General features: G+C 67.7%; 15 protein-coding genes. 2 read left to right on the top strand and 13 right to left on the bottom strand.

Annotated features, from left to right (window positions below):
- Positions 1-8 precede the first annotated feature (8 nt).
- The 7 genes from AC07VL_RS19935 to AC07VL_RS19905 form a co-directional block, all read right to left on the bottom strand.
- A complete protein-coding gene (locus AC07VL_RS19935; protein WP_494807364.1) occupies positions 9-3,638 on the bottom strand; it encodes an EAL domain-containing protein in 3,630 nt (1,209 codons plus the stop codon).
- A gap of 304 nt (positions 3,639-3,942) precedes the next feature.
- Complete coding sequence (locus AC07VL_RS19930) at positions 3,943-4,902, bottom strand: esterase/lipase family protein (protein WP_494807363.1); 960 nt, start codon at positions 4,900-4,902, stop codon at positions 3,943-3,945.
- Positions 4,899-6,539, bottom strand: a complete 1,641-nt coding sequence (locus tag AC07VL_RS19925) for a GMC family oxidoreductase (RefSeq protein WP_494807362.1) — start codon at positions 6,537-6,539, stop codon at positions 4,899-4,901. The genes AC07VL_RS19930 and AC07VL_RS19925 overlap by 4 nt, the downstream gene beginning before the upstream one ends.
- Before the next feature lie 10 nt (positions 6,540-6,549).
- Positions 6,550-7,068 carry a hypothetical protein gene (locus tag AC07VL_RS19920; protein WP_494807361.1) on the bottom strand — a complete coding sequence of 173 codons (519 nt, stop codon included), beginning with the start codon at positions 7,066-7,068 and terminating at the stop codon, positions 6,550-6,552.
- Positions 7,069-7,145: 77 nt separating this feature from the next.
- A complete protein-coding gene (locus tag AC07VL_RS19915; protein WP_494807360.1) occupies positions 7,146-8,351 on the bottom strand; it encodes an MFS transporter in 1,206 nt (401 codons plus the stop codon).
- A 91-nt stretch (positions 8,352-8,442) separates the two neighbouring features.
- Positions 8,443-9,351 (bottom strand): LysR substrate-binding domain-containing protein, encoded by a 909-nt coding sequence (locus AC07VL_RS19910; protein ID WP_494807359.1) that lies wholly within the window; start codon positions 9,349-9,351, stop codon positions 8,443-8,445.
- Positions 9,348-10,121 carry an RNA methyltransferase gene (locus tag AC07VL_RS19905; RefSeq protein WP_494807358.1) on the bottom strand — a complete coding sequence of 258 codons (774 nt, stop codon included), beginning with the start codon at positions 10,119-10,121 and terminating at the stop codon, positions 9,348-9,350. The genes AC07VL_RS19910 and AC07VL_RS19905 overlap by 4 nt, the downstream gene beginning before the upstream one ends.
- A 195-nt stretch (positions 10,122-10,316) precedes the next feature.
- Between AC07VL_RS19905 and AC07VL_RS19900 the strand changes: the two genes are divergently transcribed.
- Positions 10,317-11,099 carry an inositol monophosphatase family protein gene (locus AC07VL_RS19900; RefSeq protein ID WP_100876268.1) on the top strand — a complete coding sequence of 261 codons (783 nt, stop codon included), beginning with the start codon at positions 10,317-10,319 and terminating at the stop codon, positions 11,097-11,099.
- Between the two features lie 51 nt (positions 11,100-11,150).
- On the opposite strand, the gene AC07VL_RS19895 is transcribed toward AC07VL_RS19900, so the two are convergent.
- The 5 genes from AC07VL_RS19895 to AC07VL_RS19875 form a co-directional block, all read right to left on the bottom strand.
- The gene (locus AC07VL_RS19895; protein WP_290606825.1) at positions 11,151-11,309 is read right to left on the bottom strand and encodes a XapX domain-containing protein; all 159 of its coding nucleotides are present in this window, start codon (positions 11,307-11,309) and stop codon (positions 11,151-11,153) included.
- Complete coding sequence (locus tag AC07VL_RS19890) at positions 11,306-11,497, bottom strand: DUF1427 family protein (RefSeq protein ID WP_494807357.1); 192 nt, start codon at positions 11,495-11,497, stop codon at positions 11,306-11,308. Before AC07VL_RS19890 ends, AC07VL_RS19895 begins: the two co-directional genes overlap by 4 nt.
- Before the next feature lie 14 nt (positions 11,498-11,511).
- Positions 11,512-13,362: an amidohydrolase gene (locus AC07VL_RS19885; RefSeq protein ID WP_494807356.1), complete on the bottom strand. Its 1,851-nt coding sequence runs from the start codon at positions 13,360-13,362 to the stop codon at positions 11,512-11,514.
- 80 nt (positions 13,363-13,442) lie between these two features.
- On the bottom strand, positions 13,443-14,096 hold the full coding sequence (locus tag AC07VL_RS19880) for a hydrolase (protein WP_494807355.1): 654 nt from the start codon (positions 14,094-14,096) through the stop codon (positions 13,443-13,445).
- A 10-nt stretch (positions 14,097-14,106) separates the two neighbouring features.
- A complete protein-coding gene (locus tag AC07VL_RS19875) occupies positions 14,107-14,313 on the bottom strand; it encodes a hypothetical protein (RefSeq protein ID WP_494807354.1) in 207 nt (68 codons plus the stop codon).
- Between AC07VL_RS19875 and AC07VL_RS19870 the strand changes: the two genes are divergently transcribed.
- Positions 14,312-14,554 carry a hypothetical protein gene (locus AC07VL_RS19870; protein ID WP_494807353.1) on the top strand — a complete coding sequence of 81 codons (243 nt, stop codon included), beginning with the start codon at positions 14,312-14,314 and terminating at the stop codon, positions 14,552-14,554. The genes AC07VL_RS19875 and AC07VL_RS19870 overlap by 2 nt on opposite strands.
- A 2-nt stretch (positions 14,555-14,556) precedes the next feature.
- Here the strand turns inward: AC07VL_RS19870 and AC07VL_RS19865 are convergent, their stop codons facing one another.
- Positions 14,557-16,710, bottom strand: coding sequence for a TonB-dependent receptor plug domain-containing protein (locus AC07VL_RS19865; protein ID WP_494807352.1), 2,154 nt, complete (start codon positions 16,708-16,710; stop codon positions 14,557-14,559).
- Positions 16,711-16,762: the final 52 nt, after the last annotated feature.

Genomic DNA, 16,762 nt, shown 5'->3' with positions numbered 1-16,762 from the left:
GCGGGCGCTCAGGCGGCCGCCTTCACGGGGCCGTGCAGCAGGCTGTGCAGGCGGAAGCCTTCGCGGATGTTCTCGCGCAGCACGGCGCCCTTCCACGGCTTGGTGTAGAAGCGGTCGACGGCGCCCCGGTTAATGGCCGCCATGATCGGCGTCAAGTCGGCGAAGGCGGACAGCATGATGCGGAAGGTATCGGGGCACAGGTGCTTGACCCGCTCCATGAATTCCGTGCCGCTCATCAGCGGCATGCACTGGTCGCACAGGATCACCTGCACCTTGTGGCGCGCCAGGATGTCGAAGCCCTCGGCCGCCGTCTGCGCCGTGAGGATGCGGTAGCCGTCCTGCGCCAGGAAATCGCTGAGCACGTCGAGCATGAAGACGTCGTCGTCGACGATCAGCAGGGTCTGCTGCTCTTCGCTGCCCGCATCGTGCGGCGCCTGCAGCAGCTTGCCGCCCATCAACATCTGCTCGAACTCTTCCTGCGGCACGGGACGGCTGAAATAATAGCCCTGCATCTCGTCGCAGCCGTGGCGCCGCAGGTAGGCCAGCTGCGCATCGTTTTCCACGCCCTCGGCGATCACCTGCAGCTTCATGCTGTGCGCCATGCTGATGATGGCCAGCACGATAGCCGCGTCGTCCGGGTTGCTCGTCACTTCGCGCACGAAGGCGATGTCGATCTTCAGCTTGTCGATGGGAAAGCGCTTCAGGTAGGCCAGGCTGGAATAGCCGGTGCCGAAGTCGTCGATGGAAATCTGGATGCCCAGCGCCTTGAGATTGCGCAAGACGGCGATGGTTTCCTCGGCATTCGACATCAGCGAGCTTTCCGTCAGCTCCAGTTCCAGCAGGTCGGGCGCGATGTCGTACTTGCGGATGGCCTTGAGCACCTCTTCCTCCAGGCCGCCGACGAAGAACTGGATGCCCGAGACGTTCACGGACAGGTGCACGGGGCCGATGCTGCTGGCACCCCACTCGCCGATTTTCTTGCACGCCTCGTCGAGCACCCAGTTGCCGACGCGCACGATCAGCCCCGTCTCTTCCAGCAGGGGGATGAACAGCGCGGGCGAGACCATGCCGTGGCCGGGACGGCGCCAGCGTATCAGCGCCTCGGCGCCGCTGATGCGCCCGGAGATGATATTCACCTTGGGCTGGAAGAACAGCACGAATTCCTCGTTGTCGATGGCGCGCCGCAGGGCGTTTTCCATGTCCAGGCGGGCCATCGACTGCGCATTCATCTCCGCCGTGAAGAAGCGGAAGGCATCGCGGCCCGCCTCCTTGGCGCGGTACATGGCCGTGTCGGCATACTGGATCAGGGTATCGGCATCGACGGCATCGTCGGGGTACACGGAAATGCCGATGCTGACCGTCACCGTCACCTCATGGCCCTGCAGGTCGAAGGGCTTGCGCATCGCTTCGCGGATCTTGTCGACCACGCCCACGGAATGCTGCGCCCCTTCGGGCAGCACCAGGATGGCGGCGAATTCATCGCCGCCGAAGCGGCCGATGGTGTCGCGCACGCGCAGGCAGTCAACGAGGCGGCTGGCAAACTGGCGCAGCAGGTCGTCGCCGATGGTGTGGCCCAGGGTGTCGTTGACATTCTTGAAGCGGTCGAGGTCCATGAACAGCACGGCCACGGCCCACTGGTGTTCGGCTGCCTGCGCCAGCGAATGGGTCAGCGAGGCGTAGAACTGGCTGCGGTTCGGCAAGCCCGTGAGCGTGTCGAAATGGGCCAGCTTCATCAGGCGCTGCTCGGCGTCCTTGCGTTCGGTGATGTCGCGCGCCACGGCCACCAGGATCCAGCTCTGGCCCGAGCGCAGGGTGCGCCGCTGCACTTCCACCGACAGGCGCGAGCCGTCCTTGCGCTGCAGCTGCAATTCCGTCATCGGGCCGCCCTGGTCGCCGGCCAGCAGCTTGGTGTACAGCTCCTCGAGCTGGGTCTCGCCCTCGTGCGCGCGGCCCGGGCCCACGCGCAGGAAATCCTCGCGCTCGAAGCCCAGCATGCGGCAGGCCGTCTGGTTGACGTCGACAAAGCACATGCCGGCGCGGTCGACGAGGAAAATCGCGTCGGCCGTGGCATCCATCGCCAGGCGGAAGCGGCGCAGGTCCTCGTCGAGGCGGATGCGCGCCGCCATGTCCAGGGTCAGCTGCTCGTGGTGGCGCTTGATTTCATCGTACAGCAGCAGGTTGTCGTAGGCGACGGCGATCTGCGCGGCCACCGTGGCGGCCACGCGCTCGTCGACTTCGGAAAATTCGTTCGCCCCCAGCTTGTCGACCAGGTACAGCCAGCCGTGGCTGCGCTCGCGCGAGGCGATGGCCACGCCCAGGAAGGAATGCACGGGCGGGTGGGATTCGGGCAGGCCCAGCTCGGCGGGGTCGCCCTTCAAGCCATTCACGCGGTAAGGCTGGCGCTGTTCCAGCAGCCGGTTCAGGATGCCCACGCGCGGCTCGCTGGCGATGCGTTCGAGGTTGCTCTCGGCGCCGCACGAGGAAAAATAGCTGAGCTTGTCGGCGCCCGGCTCCAGCATGCCGATGCAGGCATACTTGGAGACGCAGATATTCTGCGCCACCTTGCAGCCGGCCTCGATCAGCGCGCGCGGGTCGCGTTCGGCGCCCAGCTCGATGCCCAGTTCGATCAGGGCCGTCAGGCGCAGGCTGACGGCCTGCAGGCTGGCCAGCGAGCGCGACAGGCGTTCCGTCATGATCGCCAGGTCTTCCGGCACGGCCGACTGGCCTTCGCCCTGCCCGGCCAGCTGCGAAATCTTCTGGCTCGACGACTCGAGCTCATCGAGATAGCCGCTGACCTGGTGGTCGATGCCCGTCAGCTTGCTGCCGGCCGAGCCCTGGGCGCCTTCCGGCCTGCCAGGAAGCGGGACCGCCGCCGGCATCAGGCCCAGCGCCTCGTTCACGGTGCGCACGATGACGTCGGGATCGGACGGCTTGGGCAGCACCCAGCGCACGCCGCAGGCCTGCGCCAGCAGGATGGCTTCCTGCTCGCGGTAGGTTGCCGTGTAAAAAATGATGGGCACGTCGGCCAGGGCGGGGTCCTCGTGCACGCGCGTGACGAATTCGTAGCCGTCCATGTTCGGCATGAGGATGTCGGAGATGATCAGGTCCGGCCGCTCCGTGCGCATGAGTTCGAGCGCGTCGGCGCCATTTGCCGCTTCCAGCAGGCGGTGGCCGCCGTAGCCCAGCAAGGCGGTGAGGAATTCGCGGTTCAGCACATGATCATCGACGATCAATATGGTTGCTATGTCGTTTTTAACTGGCGTCGACGGCGCCCCGGCTAAAAAAGATTCGAGCTCCGCGACGAACAGGTCCGGCTCGATGGGCTTGCCGATATAGCCATTGAAACCCGCCTCGAGCAGCCGCTCGCGGTCGCCCACCATGGCCAGCGCCGTCACGGCCAGGGCCGGGATCTTGCGCAGCCGCGGGTCTTTCTTCAGTTCCGCCACCACGCCGTAGCCATCGAGCTTGGGCAGATGCACGTCGCAGATGATCAGGTCCGGCACTTCGCTGCGCGCCATGCGCACGCCTTCTTCGCCGTCATAGGCGGCCAGCGGCGTGTACCCGAAGGCACGCAGCAGGTACACCATCAATTCCATATTGGTGGCGTTATCTTCAATAATCAGGATACGTGCGGACAATTAGCACTCCCAATAAAAACTGCACAGACTCATTTTATGCCACCGACCCATCTTTCCACTTGCTCGAACAACATAACAATCCTACAACATATTGCCATAGATCCCCGTAAAAATCTTGCATCCGGGTTTCAAGGGGACGGTTCAAGCGGCCTCAGGAATAAATTTCTTCATGGCACCATCCTGTCGTTAGCTTAATACAGTACGCCAGGGGAAAACAGCATTTTCTCGCCCCGCACCCGTTAAACGGCAGCAACGCCAGAGTCAAAAGAGACACTCTTGCCATACCGATAAAACATGACAGGGCTCAGGCAAAACGGGGGCGGGATGGGGACAGAGAGACTTCGCTCTTGATAGTAATTTCCGGCAGCAGCCGGGCCAGCACGCGCGCATCGCGGGCCAGCGCCACGTGGCCGATGCCGCCAAAGGCGATATGGCGCGCGCCGGGCAGCTGCGCCGAGGATTGCGGCGCGACAATATTATCGTGGTGCGAATACATCGACGTGATCAGGGCGCGCATTTCCGGCGTCTCGCCGGCGGCCAGCTGCGCCAGCCAGGCGCTGGGCGCGCCGTCGATACGGCTCATCTGGCGCGCATTCGTCCCCGTCGCCAGGTTGGCCAGCGCCGTGCCGTGGTGCGGCGTGCCGAGGGTGACGATGCGCGCCACGCGGGCCGCGCCATGCCGGCGCAGCCAGGCGCGCGCCACCAGGCCGCCCATGCTGTGGGCGACGAGGATGACTTGCGCGCTGCCCGTGCGGGCGCACAGCCGGGCGATGGCGGCGTCCACCTGCGGCACGAAATCGTCGATGGACGCGCCGATCGGCTCCAGGTCGACGGCGTCGTGCGCGATGCCGGCCCGCGCCAGCATGCCGCTCAGCCGCGCCCAGTAGCCGCGGTTGCACACATAGCCGTGGATCAGCAGCACCGGCAGGCCACGGGACGCCGCAGCGGCGTCCTGCACATGCAGTCGCGGGCGCAGCATGCCCCACGACGACGTCCACAGGGTGGCACGCAGCTCGTCCAGGAAGAGGCGCGCCGCGCCCAGGGCGCCGACCCGGTACTCGGGCGGCACGGGGCTGCCAAGGCGCCGGCTTTCCCAAAAATTGCGCGCCACGACCAGGGCGCGCACGGCCAGCAGCATGCCCAGCGCCAGCAGCAGGGCCACGGCGGGCGAGGCGACGCCCCAAGCCCGCCAAGCCAGGCCGGCCACGCCCAGCACGGCCAGCACCTGCAGCAGCATCAGCCACTTGAGGATGCGCGCGATCATGCTGCGGCCGGGGCGGGCACGGGCGCGGGCGCCGCCTTTCCCGTCAAGTGCTGCGCCAGGCCGCTGGCCAGGCGCGCGGCCAGCGCGTAGATCGTCAGCTGCGGATTGGCGCCTATCGAGGTGGGAAACAGCGAGCCGTCGTGCACGGACAGGTTGCGCACGCCATGGTAGCGGCCGTCGGCGCCCGTCACGCCCAGGCGCGCATCGTCCGACATGGCGCAGCCGCCCATCACGTGGGCCGACACCACGCGCGCCAGCAGCGCCTGCATCGGCAAGTCGGCGATGGCCTGCTTCGCCTGCGCCCAGCTGGTGTAGTGGCGCGCCAGTTCGTGCACGGGATACACGCTCTTCGCCCCGGCGGCGAACTGGATTTCCGCCATCGACAGCAGCGCGCGCCGCGCGCCATCCCAGATGAAGGGCGTGAGCGGGTAGTCGAGCACGGGCGCGCCGAAGCTGTCGATGGATACCGTGCCGCCCGCCGAATCATGGTGAAAGCCGTCGCGCAGCAGCGCCAGCAAGGCATGCGCGTGGGGGAACTGGCGCATGGTGCGCGCGTGCTCGTCGCCGAAGCCGCCCATGGTGGTGGCCATCAGCAGCGGGTGCAAAGGCGGCGCCTCGAGCTTGTAGCCGATGGGGCCGTCGATGGGGGCCACGTGCAGGAAATGGTCCGAATAAATCGTCTGCGGCGCGCCCGCATAGGCGTCGACGCGCTGCGCGAACAGGCCGGCCGACACCAAGGTCGGATGCAAAAAGGTGCGCCGGCCCAGCAGCCCATGCGGGTCGGGCGCCTGCGAGCGCAGCAGCAGCGCGGGAGAATTGATGGCGCCGCCGGCCAGCACAAAGTGTTTGGCGCGCAGCGTCAGGCGCACGCCCGTGGGAACTTGCCCGGCCGCATCGAGCGCCGTCACCTGCAGGCTGTCGATGCGCTCGCCCTTGAAAGTAAAGCGCTCGGCGCGCGCATGCACGAGCAGGCCCGCCCCCAGCGCCAGCGCGGAAGGAATCGTCGTCACCAGCATCGACTGCTTGGCGTTGGTCGGGCAGCCCATGCCGCAATAGCCGAGGTTCCAGCAGCCGTTCACGTTGCGCCGGATGGCCGCCGTGGGGATGCCCAGCGCCGTGGCGCCACGCCGCAACAGATCGTTGTTTTCATTGGGCGGCACGGCCCAGTCGCCCACGTGCAGGCGCTGCTCCATCATGGCGAACCACAGCGCCATGGCGTCAACGGAATAGCCGGACAGGCCGAAATGCCTGCGCCAGTAGTCCAGGGTGCCGGCAGGCGTGCGGAAGCTCGAAGTCCAGTTGACGGTGGTCGAGCCGCCGACGGTGCGGCCCTGCAGGATGTTGATGGCCTTGTCGCGCGTCTTGCGCGCCGCCGATTCCTGGTACAGGGCCGGATAGGCGTCCGCCTCGCGCATCTTGAAGTCCCGCGAGGACTTCAGGCCGCCCTCCTCCACGATCAAGACCTTCAAGCCCGCCAGCGCGAGGATTTCCGCCGTCACGCCGCCGCCGGCGCCGCTGCCGATGACGACGACGTCCGCCTCCAGCGTGCGGTCGGCAGTCAAGGTGCTGGCATCGGTGACGTGCCAGCCGCTGGCCACGCCGATGGCGATGGGGTCGGGAATGGGAGATGTGCTCATGGCGGCCTTGTCAGCTCAGTTCGGGCAGCGGCCCCGGGTAGCCGATGGCGGCCCAGTGGGCGGCATCGGCGTACCAGGCGCCGAGAATCAAATCGTGCAGGGCCAGGTAGGCCGTCTGCAGGGTGGCCAGGCGGTGCGTGCGCCAGGATTGCAGAAAGGCGGCCACCTGGGCCGGGTCGGCCCCGGGCCAGCCACCTTTCACGCCGGCGACGAAGCGCCGCGCGGGCGCCAGCGCCAGCAAGCCAAACAGGTCCTGCACCTCCTGCTGTGCCGCCAGGGGCAGGCCATGGATGGCCGTGTCCACGCCGGCGATGGCGCCATCGAGGGCGGTGGCCCGCGCGGGGGCTTCCTGCGGCAGCGCGCTGCCCAGCATGGCGGGCACGATGGCCGCCAGCGCCGCGCGCGCCTCGCCGTCGAGGACGAAGCGGCCGGGGGGCGCCGGTCGGCGCACGGCGCGGTAGGCAGCGCCGCCGGCGGCCAGCGCACAGGCGCCGATGAAGCCCAGCTTCAGAAACGATCTGCGTTGCATTGCCCTGTCTCCCTTGTTTGGTACGGCCTTTTGCAGGCCAGTGTACGCCAAAGGCAGCGGGCGCTAGAACGCAAAAACTAGAGCGAGCCGTCTAGTTTGCGCGACTGGCACCACAGCAGCAGCATGGCCAGCAGCGCCGCCAGCGCGCCGCCGAGGGCGATGCTGGGCAAGCCAAAGGCGACGATCAGGCTGGCGCCCAGCACCCCGCCGGCCGCCGTCCCCGCATTGAAGGCGGCGATGTTCAAGCCTGCCGCCACGGCATCGCTGCCCGGGCAATGCAGCTGCGCCAGGCGCAGCAAACGCACGGTCGACAGGGTGACGAGGGCAAAGAACAGCAGGCCCAGGCTACCGCACAGGGCCAGCAGGGCGGCGGGCCAGGCGCGCAGCAGATAAAAGGCCAGCAGGTTGAGCGCCAGCGCGGCCAGCGCCAGCACGGCGGCGCGCAGCGCGGAAGGGCGATCCGCGCACCAGCCGCCCAGCAGGTTGCCGCCGATGGCGCACGCGCCAAAGCACAGCATGGCCGCGCCCAGCCAGCCCCCATCGAGTCCGCCCAGCTGCAGCAGGAACGGCGAGACATACGTGAAGAAGCTGAAGGTGGCCACGCTGACCAGCGCCGCCACGCCGGCCGCCAGCAGCAGCGCCGGCCGCAAGATGGCGCGCAGGCTGGCCAGGGCCGATACGGCGGGCGCCTGCCGGTGTACGCGCGGCATGGCCCGCAGCAGGCCGGCGCCGGCGCACAGGGCCAGCACGCCGAGGGCGGCAAACACCCAGCGCCACGACGCGACGGCGCCCAGCCACGTCCCCAGCGGCACGCCGCCGGCCAGCGCCAGGGTCAGGCCCAGCCAGACGATGGACAGCGCCCTGCCCGCGCGGGACGGGTCGACCAGGCTGGTGGCCGCATGCGAGGCGACGGCCATGAACACGCCGTGCGCGAGGCCCACGACGAAGCGCACGGCCAGCAGCGCGCCCAGCGCCGGCGCGACCGCCATGGCCAGGCTGCCGGCCGCCAGCACGGCCATGGCGGCCACCAGCAGCCGCCGTTCGGAGTGGCGCGCCAGCATGGCCGTCAGGATGGGCGCGCCGATGGCCGCCCCCAGCGCATACGCGGCGATGGCGCCGCCGGCCGCCGCCACGCTGGCATGCAGGTCGCGCGCCATGGGCGTCAACAGGCCGGCAGCGATGAATTCGCACAGGCCGAAGGCAAAGCTGCACAGCGACAGCAGGTAGATGGAGAGTGGCAGCGTGGCGGACGGCAGCAATGTGCGCGAGGACATGGTGGACATGGCAGTTCCTGACAATCGAAAACGCCATGCTGGCCCTTGGGCCATCATCTGTAAAATATCTTATTTATCTTGAAACGAGATGCGCAACGTCTCACTGCCCCGCAGCCGACCGGCGCAGCTGCGCCAGCAGGCGTTCGCGCACGGGACAGTCGCGCCGCGGGTCCCACGCCAGGTACAGGTCGAGCTGGCGCAGCGGCTCCGGCACATCGCCGCCGTGCAGCGGCAGCATGGCGACGCCGGCCGGCATGGTGGCCGCCAGGCTGGCCGGCAGCAGGGCCACGCCGAAGCCGGCCGCCACCAGTCCCAGCACCGTCTGCAGGCGGCGCACCTGCTGCACCACGCGCGGCACGAAGCCCGCGTGCAGGCACAGGCTGGCCAGCTGGTCATGGAAGCCCTGGCCCAGTTCGCGCGGCGAGGCGACGAAATCATCCAAGGCCAGGTCCGCCAGATCCACCCGCGCCTGGCCCGCGCAGCGGTGGCCCGCTGGCAGCGCCACAAGGATGTCTTCGCCCGACAGGCGCTCAAAGCGCAGTCCCGGCGTGCTGCGCCCGGGCGCGCGCAGCAGGGCGATATCGATCTCGCCCCGCTCCAGCCACTCGACCTGCTGCTGCGTCGACGCTTCGCGCAAGGTGAATTGCACGGCGGGCGAAGCGGCGCGGAAGGCGCGCAGGGCATGCAATACGTGGGCATACGGGGTGATGTGGATGAAGCCGAGGCGCACGTGGCCCTCGATGCCCTGCGCCACGCGGCGCGCGGCGGCCACGCCCTCTTCCAGGCTGGCCAGCACCTGGCGCGCCGTGGCGAGGAAGGCCGTGCCGGCCGGAGTCAGGCTGACCTTGCGGTTGGTGCGCTCGAATACGGGATAGCCGAGCATGTCTTCCAGCCGCAGGATGGCCTGCGACAGGGGCGGCTGCGCCATGTGCAGCCGTTCGGCCGCGCGGCGGAAGTTCAGTTCCTCGGCGACGGCGATGAACTGGCGCAGCAGCCGGGTCTCGATCATGGCGTTTTTTTCGCCGCCGCCAGGATGTGGCGCGCGATGCCGCGCAGGATGTTGACCTCTTCCGTCTCCAGTCCCGTGCGCGAAAACAGGCGTTTCAGGCGCGGCATGAGCTTTTTCGGGTTGTCCGCGTCGAGGAAGTCGATGGCCACCAGCGCCTGTTCCAGGTGCGCATACATGCCGTCGACCTGGGCCAGGCTGGCCGCGTCGCCATGGAAGCCGATGGGGCTGGCCGCTGGCGCCCCGCCTTCCCTCTCCAGGGCCGCCATCCTGCATTCATAGGCGACGACCTGCGCCGCCTGCGACAGGTTCAGCGAGGAATACTCGGGGTTGGCGGGAATGTTGATCAGCACATTGCACTGCTCGACGATCTCGTTGGGCAGGCCGAAGCGCTCGTTGCCGAAGATGACGGCCGCATGCAGCTCCGTGCCTGCGGCCAGCTGGGCGGCGATGGCGCGCGGCGCCGTGACGGGCGGCGAAAATTCGCGCAGGCGGGCCGAGACGGCCGCCGCGTAGTTGCAGCCTTCGAGCGCCTCGGCGATGGAGCCGACGATGCGCGCGCCGGACAGGATATCCTGCGCGCCGCTGGCAAAAGCCACCGCTTCCGCATCCGTCAGGGCATCGGGAAAGCGGGGGTTGACCAGCACCAGATCGGAAAAACCCATCGTTTTCATGGCCCGCGCGACGGCGCCAATGTTGCCGGATCGACTAGTTTCGACGAGAATAAATCGCAGGCGTGTGAAAAGAGACGTGTTGATTTCGGGCAGATTCATTTAAAATAGCGCTATTGCGCGGTATCGATACAGGAAATTTCGGGAAACGGAGTCACACAACGCTGACTCCAGGCCGGGATTTTAACCACTTCGGCACCGCTCCGCTCTTTAATTCATTCTTGCACTCCATCGTACCGGCGCCGAAAGGCGACGCCGGGCGGTCGCGTGCTTTTAACGGAAGCTCACATGCACCCAATGCTCAATACGGCGATCAAAGCCGCCCGCCGCGGCGCCGCCGTCATCAATCGCGCCTCTTTTGACCTCGACCGCGTCGTCGTCACGGAAAAACAACATAACGATTTCGTCACCGACGTCGACCAGGCGGCCGAACAAGCCATCATCGAGGTGCTGTCCAAGGCCTACCCGGACCACGCGTTCCTGGCCGAGGAATCGGGCGCTTCCGCCAACTCGCACGACGAGAATGAATATCAGTGGATCATCGACCCGATCGATGGCACCACCAACTTTATCCACGGCTTCCCCCAATACTGCATCTCGATCGCGCTCGCGCATCGCGGCGTCGTCACGCAAGCCGTCATCTACGACCCGGTCCGCAACGACCTGTTCACGGCCACCAAGGGCGCCGGCGCCTACCTGAACGAAAAACGCATCCGCGTGACCAAGCTGGACCGCATCTCGAACGCCCTGCTGGGCACCGGCTACGTGGCCGGCAGCGCCCGCGCGCTGGACGAATACCTGAAGATGTACGCGATCATGGGCGAACGCAGCCAGGGCGTGCGCCGCGCCGGCTCGGCCGCGCTGGACCTGGCCTACGTCGCTTGCGGCCGCCTGGACGGCTTCTACGAAAAAGGCCTGAAGCCTTGGGACATCGCCGCCGGCGCCCTGATGATCACGGAATCGGGCGGCATCGTCGGTGAATTCAGTGGTGAGTCGGAGTACCTGTACAAGGGCGACGTCATCGCCGCCAGCCCGAAGATCTTTGGCCAGATGATCACCCTGCTGACGCCATTCGCTTGATATAGCGCAAGCAGTACCCACGAAAACCGGCCCTGGCCGGTTTTTTCGCATTCAGGGGCCGAGCTGCCCCGCCACGACGAAGCCCAGGGTCATGGCCACCACCATCGCCGCGCCCGTCGGCGTGGGCGGCGTGGGCGATGGCAGGTCGAACCAGCGGCATACGACGCCCACCAGCACGCCGAGCACGGAACCGGCCAGCATGACGTTCATGGCGCCTCCCCTTGATTTTCACGCCGCTGCAGGTACAGGCCCGTGAGCCAGTAGCCGCAGCTGGTCAGGAACACCAGCAGCGCGGCGCCCAGCACGGGCGGCGCCGGCACGGGGATGCGCGCCAGTTGGCAGACGAAGCCCACGACAAAGGCCAGCAGCAGGCCGAGGATGACTTTCTGGTAGCGCATGGCTCTGTCCTCCTCTAGAAAGCGAAGCAGCTGCAGCCCAGCGTGCCCCAGAAACCGGAAAAGTCGCTGACCGGCACGGCCGACTTGCGCGCCCGGTCGTGCGCATGGGCATGCACGCCGCAGGCGCCCGCGCACTGGTGCGGCAGCATGGCTTGCGCCGGCCTGGCCGCTGGGCGGTAATGGCCGGGCACCGTGCGCACGGGCGACCACTCGGGCAGCACGGGAATCGGTGGCGGCGCCAGGGCCGTGAATTCGCCCTGGCCGTAGACGACCTTGCCGCCCACCATGGTCAGCACGGATTCGATGGACTTGATCGCTTCTTCCGGCACGCTGAAATAATCGGCCGACAGCACGGCCAGGTCGGCCAGCATGCCCTCGCGGATGCGCCCCTTCTTGCCCTGCTCGCTGGAGAACCAGGCGCTGCCCGCCGTCCACAGCTCCAGCGCCGTGTCGCGCGACAGCCGCCCCGCCGCATCCGTCAGGGCCAGGCCGCCCACGGTGCGCCCCGAGACGAGCCAGTACAGCGCCGTCCACGGGTTGTAGCTGGCCACCCGCGTGGCGTCCGTGCCGCCGCCCACGGGCACGCCCGCGTCGAGCATGCGCTGCACGGGCGGCGTGGCCTTGGCCGCCTCGGCGCCGTAGCGCTCGACGAAATACTCGCCCTGGAAAGCCATGCGGTGCTGGATGGCCAGGCCGCCGCCCAGCGCCTTGACCCGGTCGATATTCTTCGGGCTGATGGTTTCCGCGTGGTCGAACAGCCAGTGCAGGCCGCCGAACGGCGTGTCGCGGTTGACCTTCTCGAACACGTCGAGCATGCGGCTGATCGATTCGTCATAGGTGGCGTGCAGGCGGAAGGGCCAGCGCTGCTCGACCAGGTGGCGCACGACCTTTTCCAGCTCGTCTTCCATGCCAGCCGCCAGTTCCGGGCGCGGCTCGAGGAAATCCTCGAAGTCGGCGGCGGAAAACACCAGCATTTCGCCGGCGCCGTTATGGCGATAGTAATCCGTGCCGTCGCCCGGCTTGACCATGCCCGTCCACTTCTGGAAGTCCTGCAGTTCCGCGCCCTTGTTTTGCGTGAACAGGTTGTAGGCGATGCGGATGGTGAGCTGCTCCTTTTGCGCCAGCTCGTCGACGACGGCGTAATCCTCGGGATAATTCTGGAAGCCGCCGCCCGCGTCGATGGCGCTGGTCAGCCCCAGGCGATTGAGTTCGCGCATGAACTGGCGCGTCGAGTTCACCTGCAGTTCCAGCGGCAGCTTGGGGCCTTTCGCCAGGGTCGCATACAGGATCATGGCGTTCGGGCGGGCGATCAGCAGGCCGGTGGGGTTGCCGGCGGCGTCGCGCACGATTTCGCCGCCGGGCGGGTTCGGCGTATTTTTATCGTAGCCGACGGCGCGCAGGGCGGCGCGGTTCAGCAGGGCGCGGTCGTACAGGTGCAGGATGAAAACGGGCGTGTCGGGCGCGGCCGCGTTGATTTCATCGAGCGTCGGCATGCGTTTTTCCGCGAACTGGAATTCCGTCCAGCCGCCGACGACGCGCACCCATTGCGGATTCGGCGTGCGCAAGGCCTGCTCCTTGAGCATGCGCAAGGCGTCGGCCAGCGAAGGCACGCCTTCCCAGCGCAATTCCAGGTTGTAGTTCAAGCCGCCGCGGATCAAATGCAGGTGCGAGTCGTTCAGGCCGGGGATGACCGTGCGGCCAGCCAGGTCGATCACCTGAGTGGCCGGGCCACGGTGGCGCATCACGTCTTCGACGTCGCCCACGGCGAGAAATTTGCCATCGGCGATGGCGACGGCGGACGCCAGGGGCTGCGTCCTGTCGACCGTGTGAAAACGGCCATTGAGTAAGATCGTGTTGGCGTGCATGGGAACTCCCGTATCAGAGGTATCAGGTGAAAGACACGGCCCCGCCGGCGCGCGGCGGAACCGTCGAACTCAATGAAAGATCAATGGCCTTCGCTGGCGTTGAACATGGATTTGGCGTAGATCAAGCCCAGGCCATAGCCGCCGCCGTGCGCCACGGCCGTCGCCACCGTCTCGTTGTAGGTCTCGCCACGGGCCCAGTCGCGCTGCAGTTCAAGCAAGTATTGCACCGACGTCAGCGGCTGCGCGCCCGCCTGTATCATGCGCTGCGTGGCCATCGCATGGGCTTCGTCGGAGACGTCGCCGCTGGCGTCGGCGATGACGTACACCTCGAAGCCCTGCGCCAGCGCCGACAGGGCCGGTCCCACGATGCAGACGGACGTCCACAGGCCGGCCAGCACGATCTTGCCCTTGCCGTAGCCATTCACCTTGTCGGCGATGCGCGCATCTTCCCAGGTATTCATGGTCGTGCGGTCGATCGGCGCCTGGTCCGGAAAGACGGACTGGATTTCGTCGAAGATGGGGCCGGAGAAGGACTTGGCCGCCACCGTCGTCAATATCGTCGGCACCTTGAATTCCAACGCGGCCTTGCTCACCAGCGCTGCGTTGTTGCGCAGCAGGGCCAGGTCGATGGAACGGGTGGCGAACGCCATCTGCGACTGGTGGTCGATCATGATCAGGGTATGGTCGTTCGGGGTCAGCAGTTTTGGGGCGGCTTGGGCGGTAGCGATAGGCATGATGTTTTCCTTAGTGAAAATAATTGAATATCAAAAAAAAGCACTCTTTAGTGAGGTCCTGCTCCTGTCCTTGCGTGGTGCCGAGTGTGCCGGGCCAGTGCTGTGCAGTATGGACGCGCTGCCGGAAAAAGAAAAACGGAAAGAATGCCAAGCTATATTCGATTTTTTCGATGATATAAAATAGGCGCATCAACAGCAGACGCAAGGAGGACAGCATGGGATTTGAATTCAGGATCGCGGCCAGCCTGACGGCCGGCCAGCGCCAGCACATCGCGCGGCTGCTGGCAGAACGCCCGCAGGCGCCCGGCGCCATGCCCGACACGGACGCCAGGCTGACGGACACGGGGCTGTACGTGTGCCAGCATCTGCGCCCGGACCCGTGGCACGGCCTGGCCGCCCTGCGCGCCTACCTCGAGGCGCAGGGCACAGGCTACGCCGTCGAAGAGATCGACGACTAGGCTTACAGGGCGCCTTCCAGCATCACGCGCAAGCTGCGGTAGGTGCCCGCATCGACGGTGCGCAGCATGCTGCCCCCGTCATCCGCATACAGGCTGCGCGTGCGGTCGGCCTGCCGCAGCAGGTTGGCGCCGGACAGGCGCAGGCGCAGCCGCTCGCCGAACGTCCACAGCGCATAGAGATCGAGCTGGCGCCGCGGCCCCTGCCAGGCCAGCAGCTGCCTTGATTCGCGCGTCCAGCCGCCCGCCTGGTAATGCAGGTTGCCGCCCACGCTCCAGGGCCGGCCCGCCGGCCGGTAATCCGCCCCCACGTTGGCGCTCCACGGCAACTGGCTGTCCAGGCGGTTGTACGGGCCGGCGACGGCATCGACCGTGGACCAGTTGCGCGCCACGTTCGCCCGCAGCTCCAGCGCGGGGGCGGACGCCAACAGGGCCGCCAGCGGCAGCTTCGCTTCGAGCTCGATGCTGCGCACCTGCGCGCTGCCGTTGTTGGCGGGCGTGGACACCCAGCGCCCCTGCTCCCGGACCAGGCGGTCCAGCATCACGTCGCCGATCCTGCGCAGCGAGGCGCTGGCAGCGAGCATGGCGCCCGCGCCCGGATAGTATTCGTAGCCCCCGTCCAGGCCCCAGGCCAGTTCCGGACGCAATGCCGGGTTGCCGCGGGTATCGGGATTGGCGGGGCTGTTGCCATTGTCGATCGTGTAGGGGCGCGCAATCAGCTGGACAATCTGCGGCGCCTTGTAGGTGCGCGTGACGGCCAGGCGCACCTGGTCCTTGGCGGCCAGCTTCCACAGGCTGTGCAGCACGGGACTCCACACCTGCGCGCGCACGTCGACGGGGTCGGCGCCGCCGGCGGCGCTGGCCGTGCGCCAGGCTTCCCAGCGCAGGCCCAGGGACAGCGACCAGCGCGCGGAAACCTCCCATTCATCCTGCGCGAACAGGGCCAGGCGCCGCACCGTGGCCGCATAGTCGTCGTCGGACAGCACGGGCGGCACGCCCGGCTCCAGCTGGCGTTCGCGGCGAAATTCCGTACGCCGCCGGTGCCCCGCATCCCAGCCCGCCGCCAGCGTGTGACCCTGGCCCAGTGTCCGGCGGTACGTGCCGCTGGCATGCGCGCCCACGTCGTTCACGCCCGCATCGACGAAGCGCGTGATGGACGGGCCGCCGCCGGCGCCCTGGAACAGGTAATCGCTGCTGCGGTGATTGAGATCGACGCCCAGTTTCACGTCCAGGCTGGCGCCCTGCTCCAGCTTGCGCAGCCAGTGCAGGTCGCTGCGCACGGTGCCGCTGTCCTGGCTGAAGTCCGCCTGGTTGTCCGGGTAGGCGGTCGTGCCGCCGAGGTAAGCCGTTTCCTGCGCATGGCGGCGGCTGGCCAGGCGGCGCAGGTTGACCAGGCTTTGCCACGCCAGGCTGCCTTCGTCCGCCAGCGCCCACTGCAGGCGGGGCGCCAGCTCCAGCGTATCGGTGGTGACGCGCTCGGCGAGCGGCGCATGGCGCAGCACCGTGGGCGCGCCATCGGCCGCGTATTCGCGGTTCCATTCGTCAAACAGGCCACGGCGCCCCGTGTGGCCCAAGGTGCCGGCCAGCGCATACGACAGGCGCCCGTCGCCGTCCGCCCACTGCATGGTGGCGCTGCCGGCGGGCATGCCATGGCTGCCGGAGGCGCCCAGCTTGAAGGTGCGCTCGCGGCGCCGCGAGGTCTTCTTCAGCACGATGTTGATGGAACCGGCGATCGCCTGCGCGGAAAACTCCGCCGTGGCGGCGCGCATGATCTCGACGCGCTCGACCAGCTCCGGGTCCAGCGCGTCGAGCGAAAAACCGGGCGGCACGGGCACGCCATCGAGCATGATCAGGGTATAGCCCTGGCCCAGCCCGCGCAGCTGGAGCTGCCCGCCCTGCCCTGCGGCGGCTTGCGCGCCGATGGAAATGCCGGGCAGGCGCTTCAGGGCGTCGGACAGGCTGCGCTCGCCCTGGCGCAGCAATTCCTCGCGGCCGACGACGATGGCCGAGACGGTGTCGCGGCGCCGCTGCTCCGCCGCGCCGGCATGGACCGTCACGCTGGGAACGGTGGGGACGGCGCCAGCGGGGACGGCATCGTCGGCACGGACGTGCGCCGTCAACGGCAGCGCAAGGCTGCACACAAATAAACACAATCGCATGGCGGATTCCGGAAAGGTGGATGGTGGCCGGGCCGGCGCAGCGCGCCCGCCC

It is taken from the genome of Janthinobacterium sp. GW821-FHT03C08, assembly GCF_059420905.1.
Note: the sequence above shows the minus strand (reverse complement) of the source record. Positions and strands in the feature narration are given on the sequence as shown.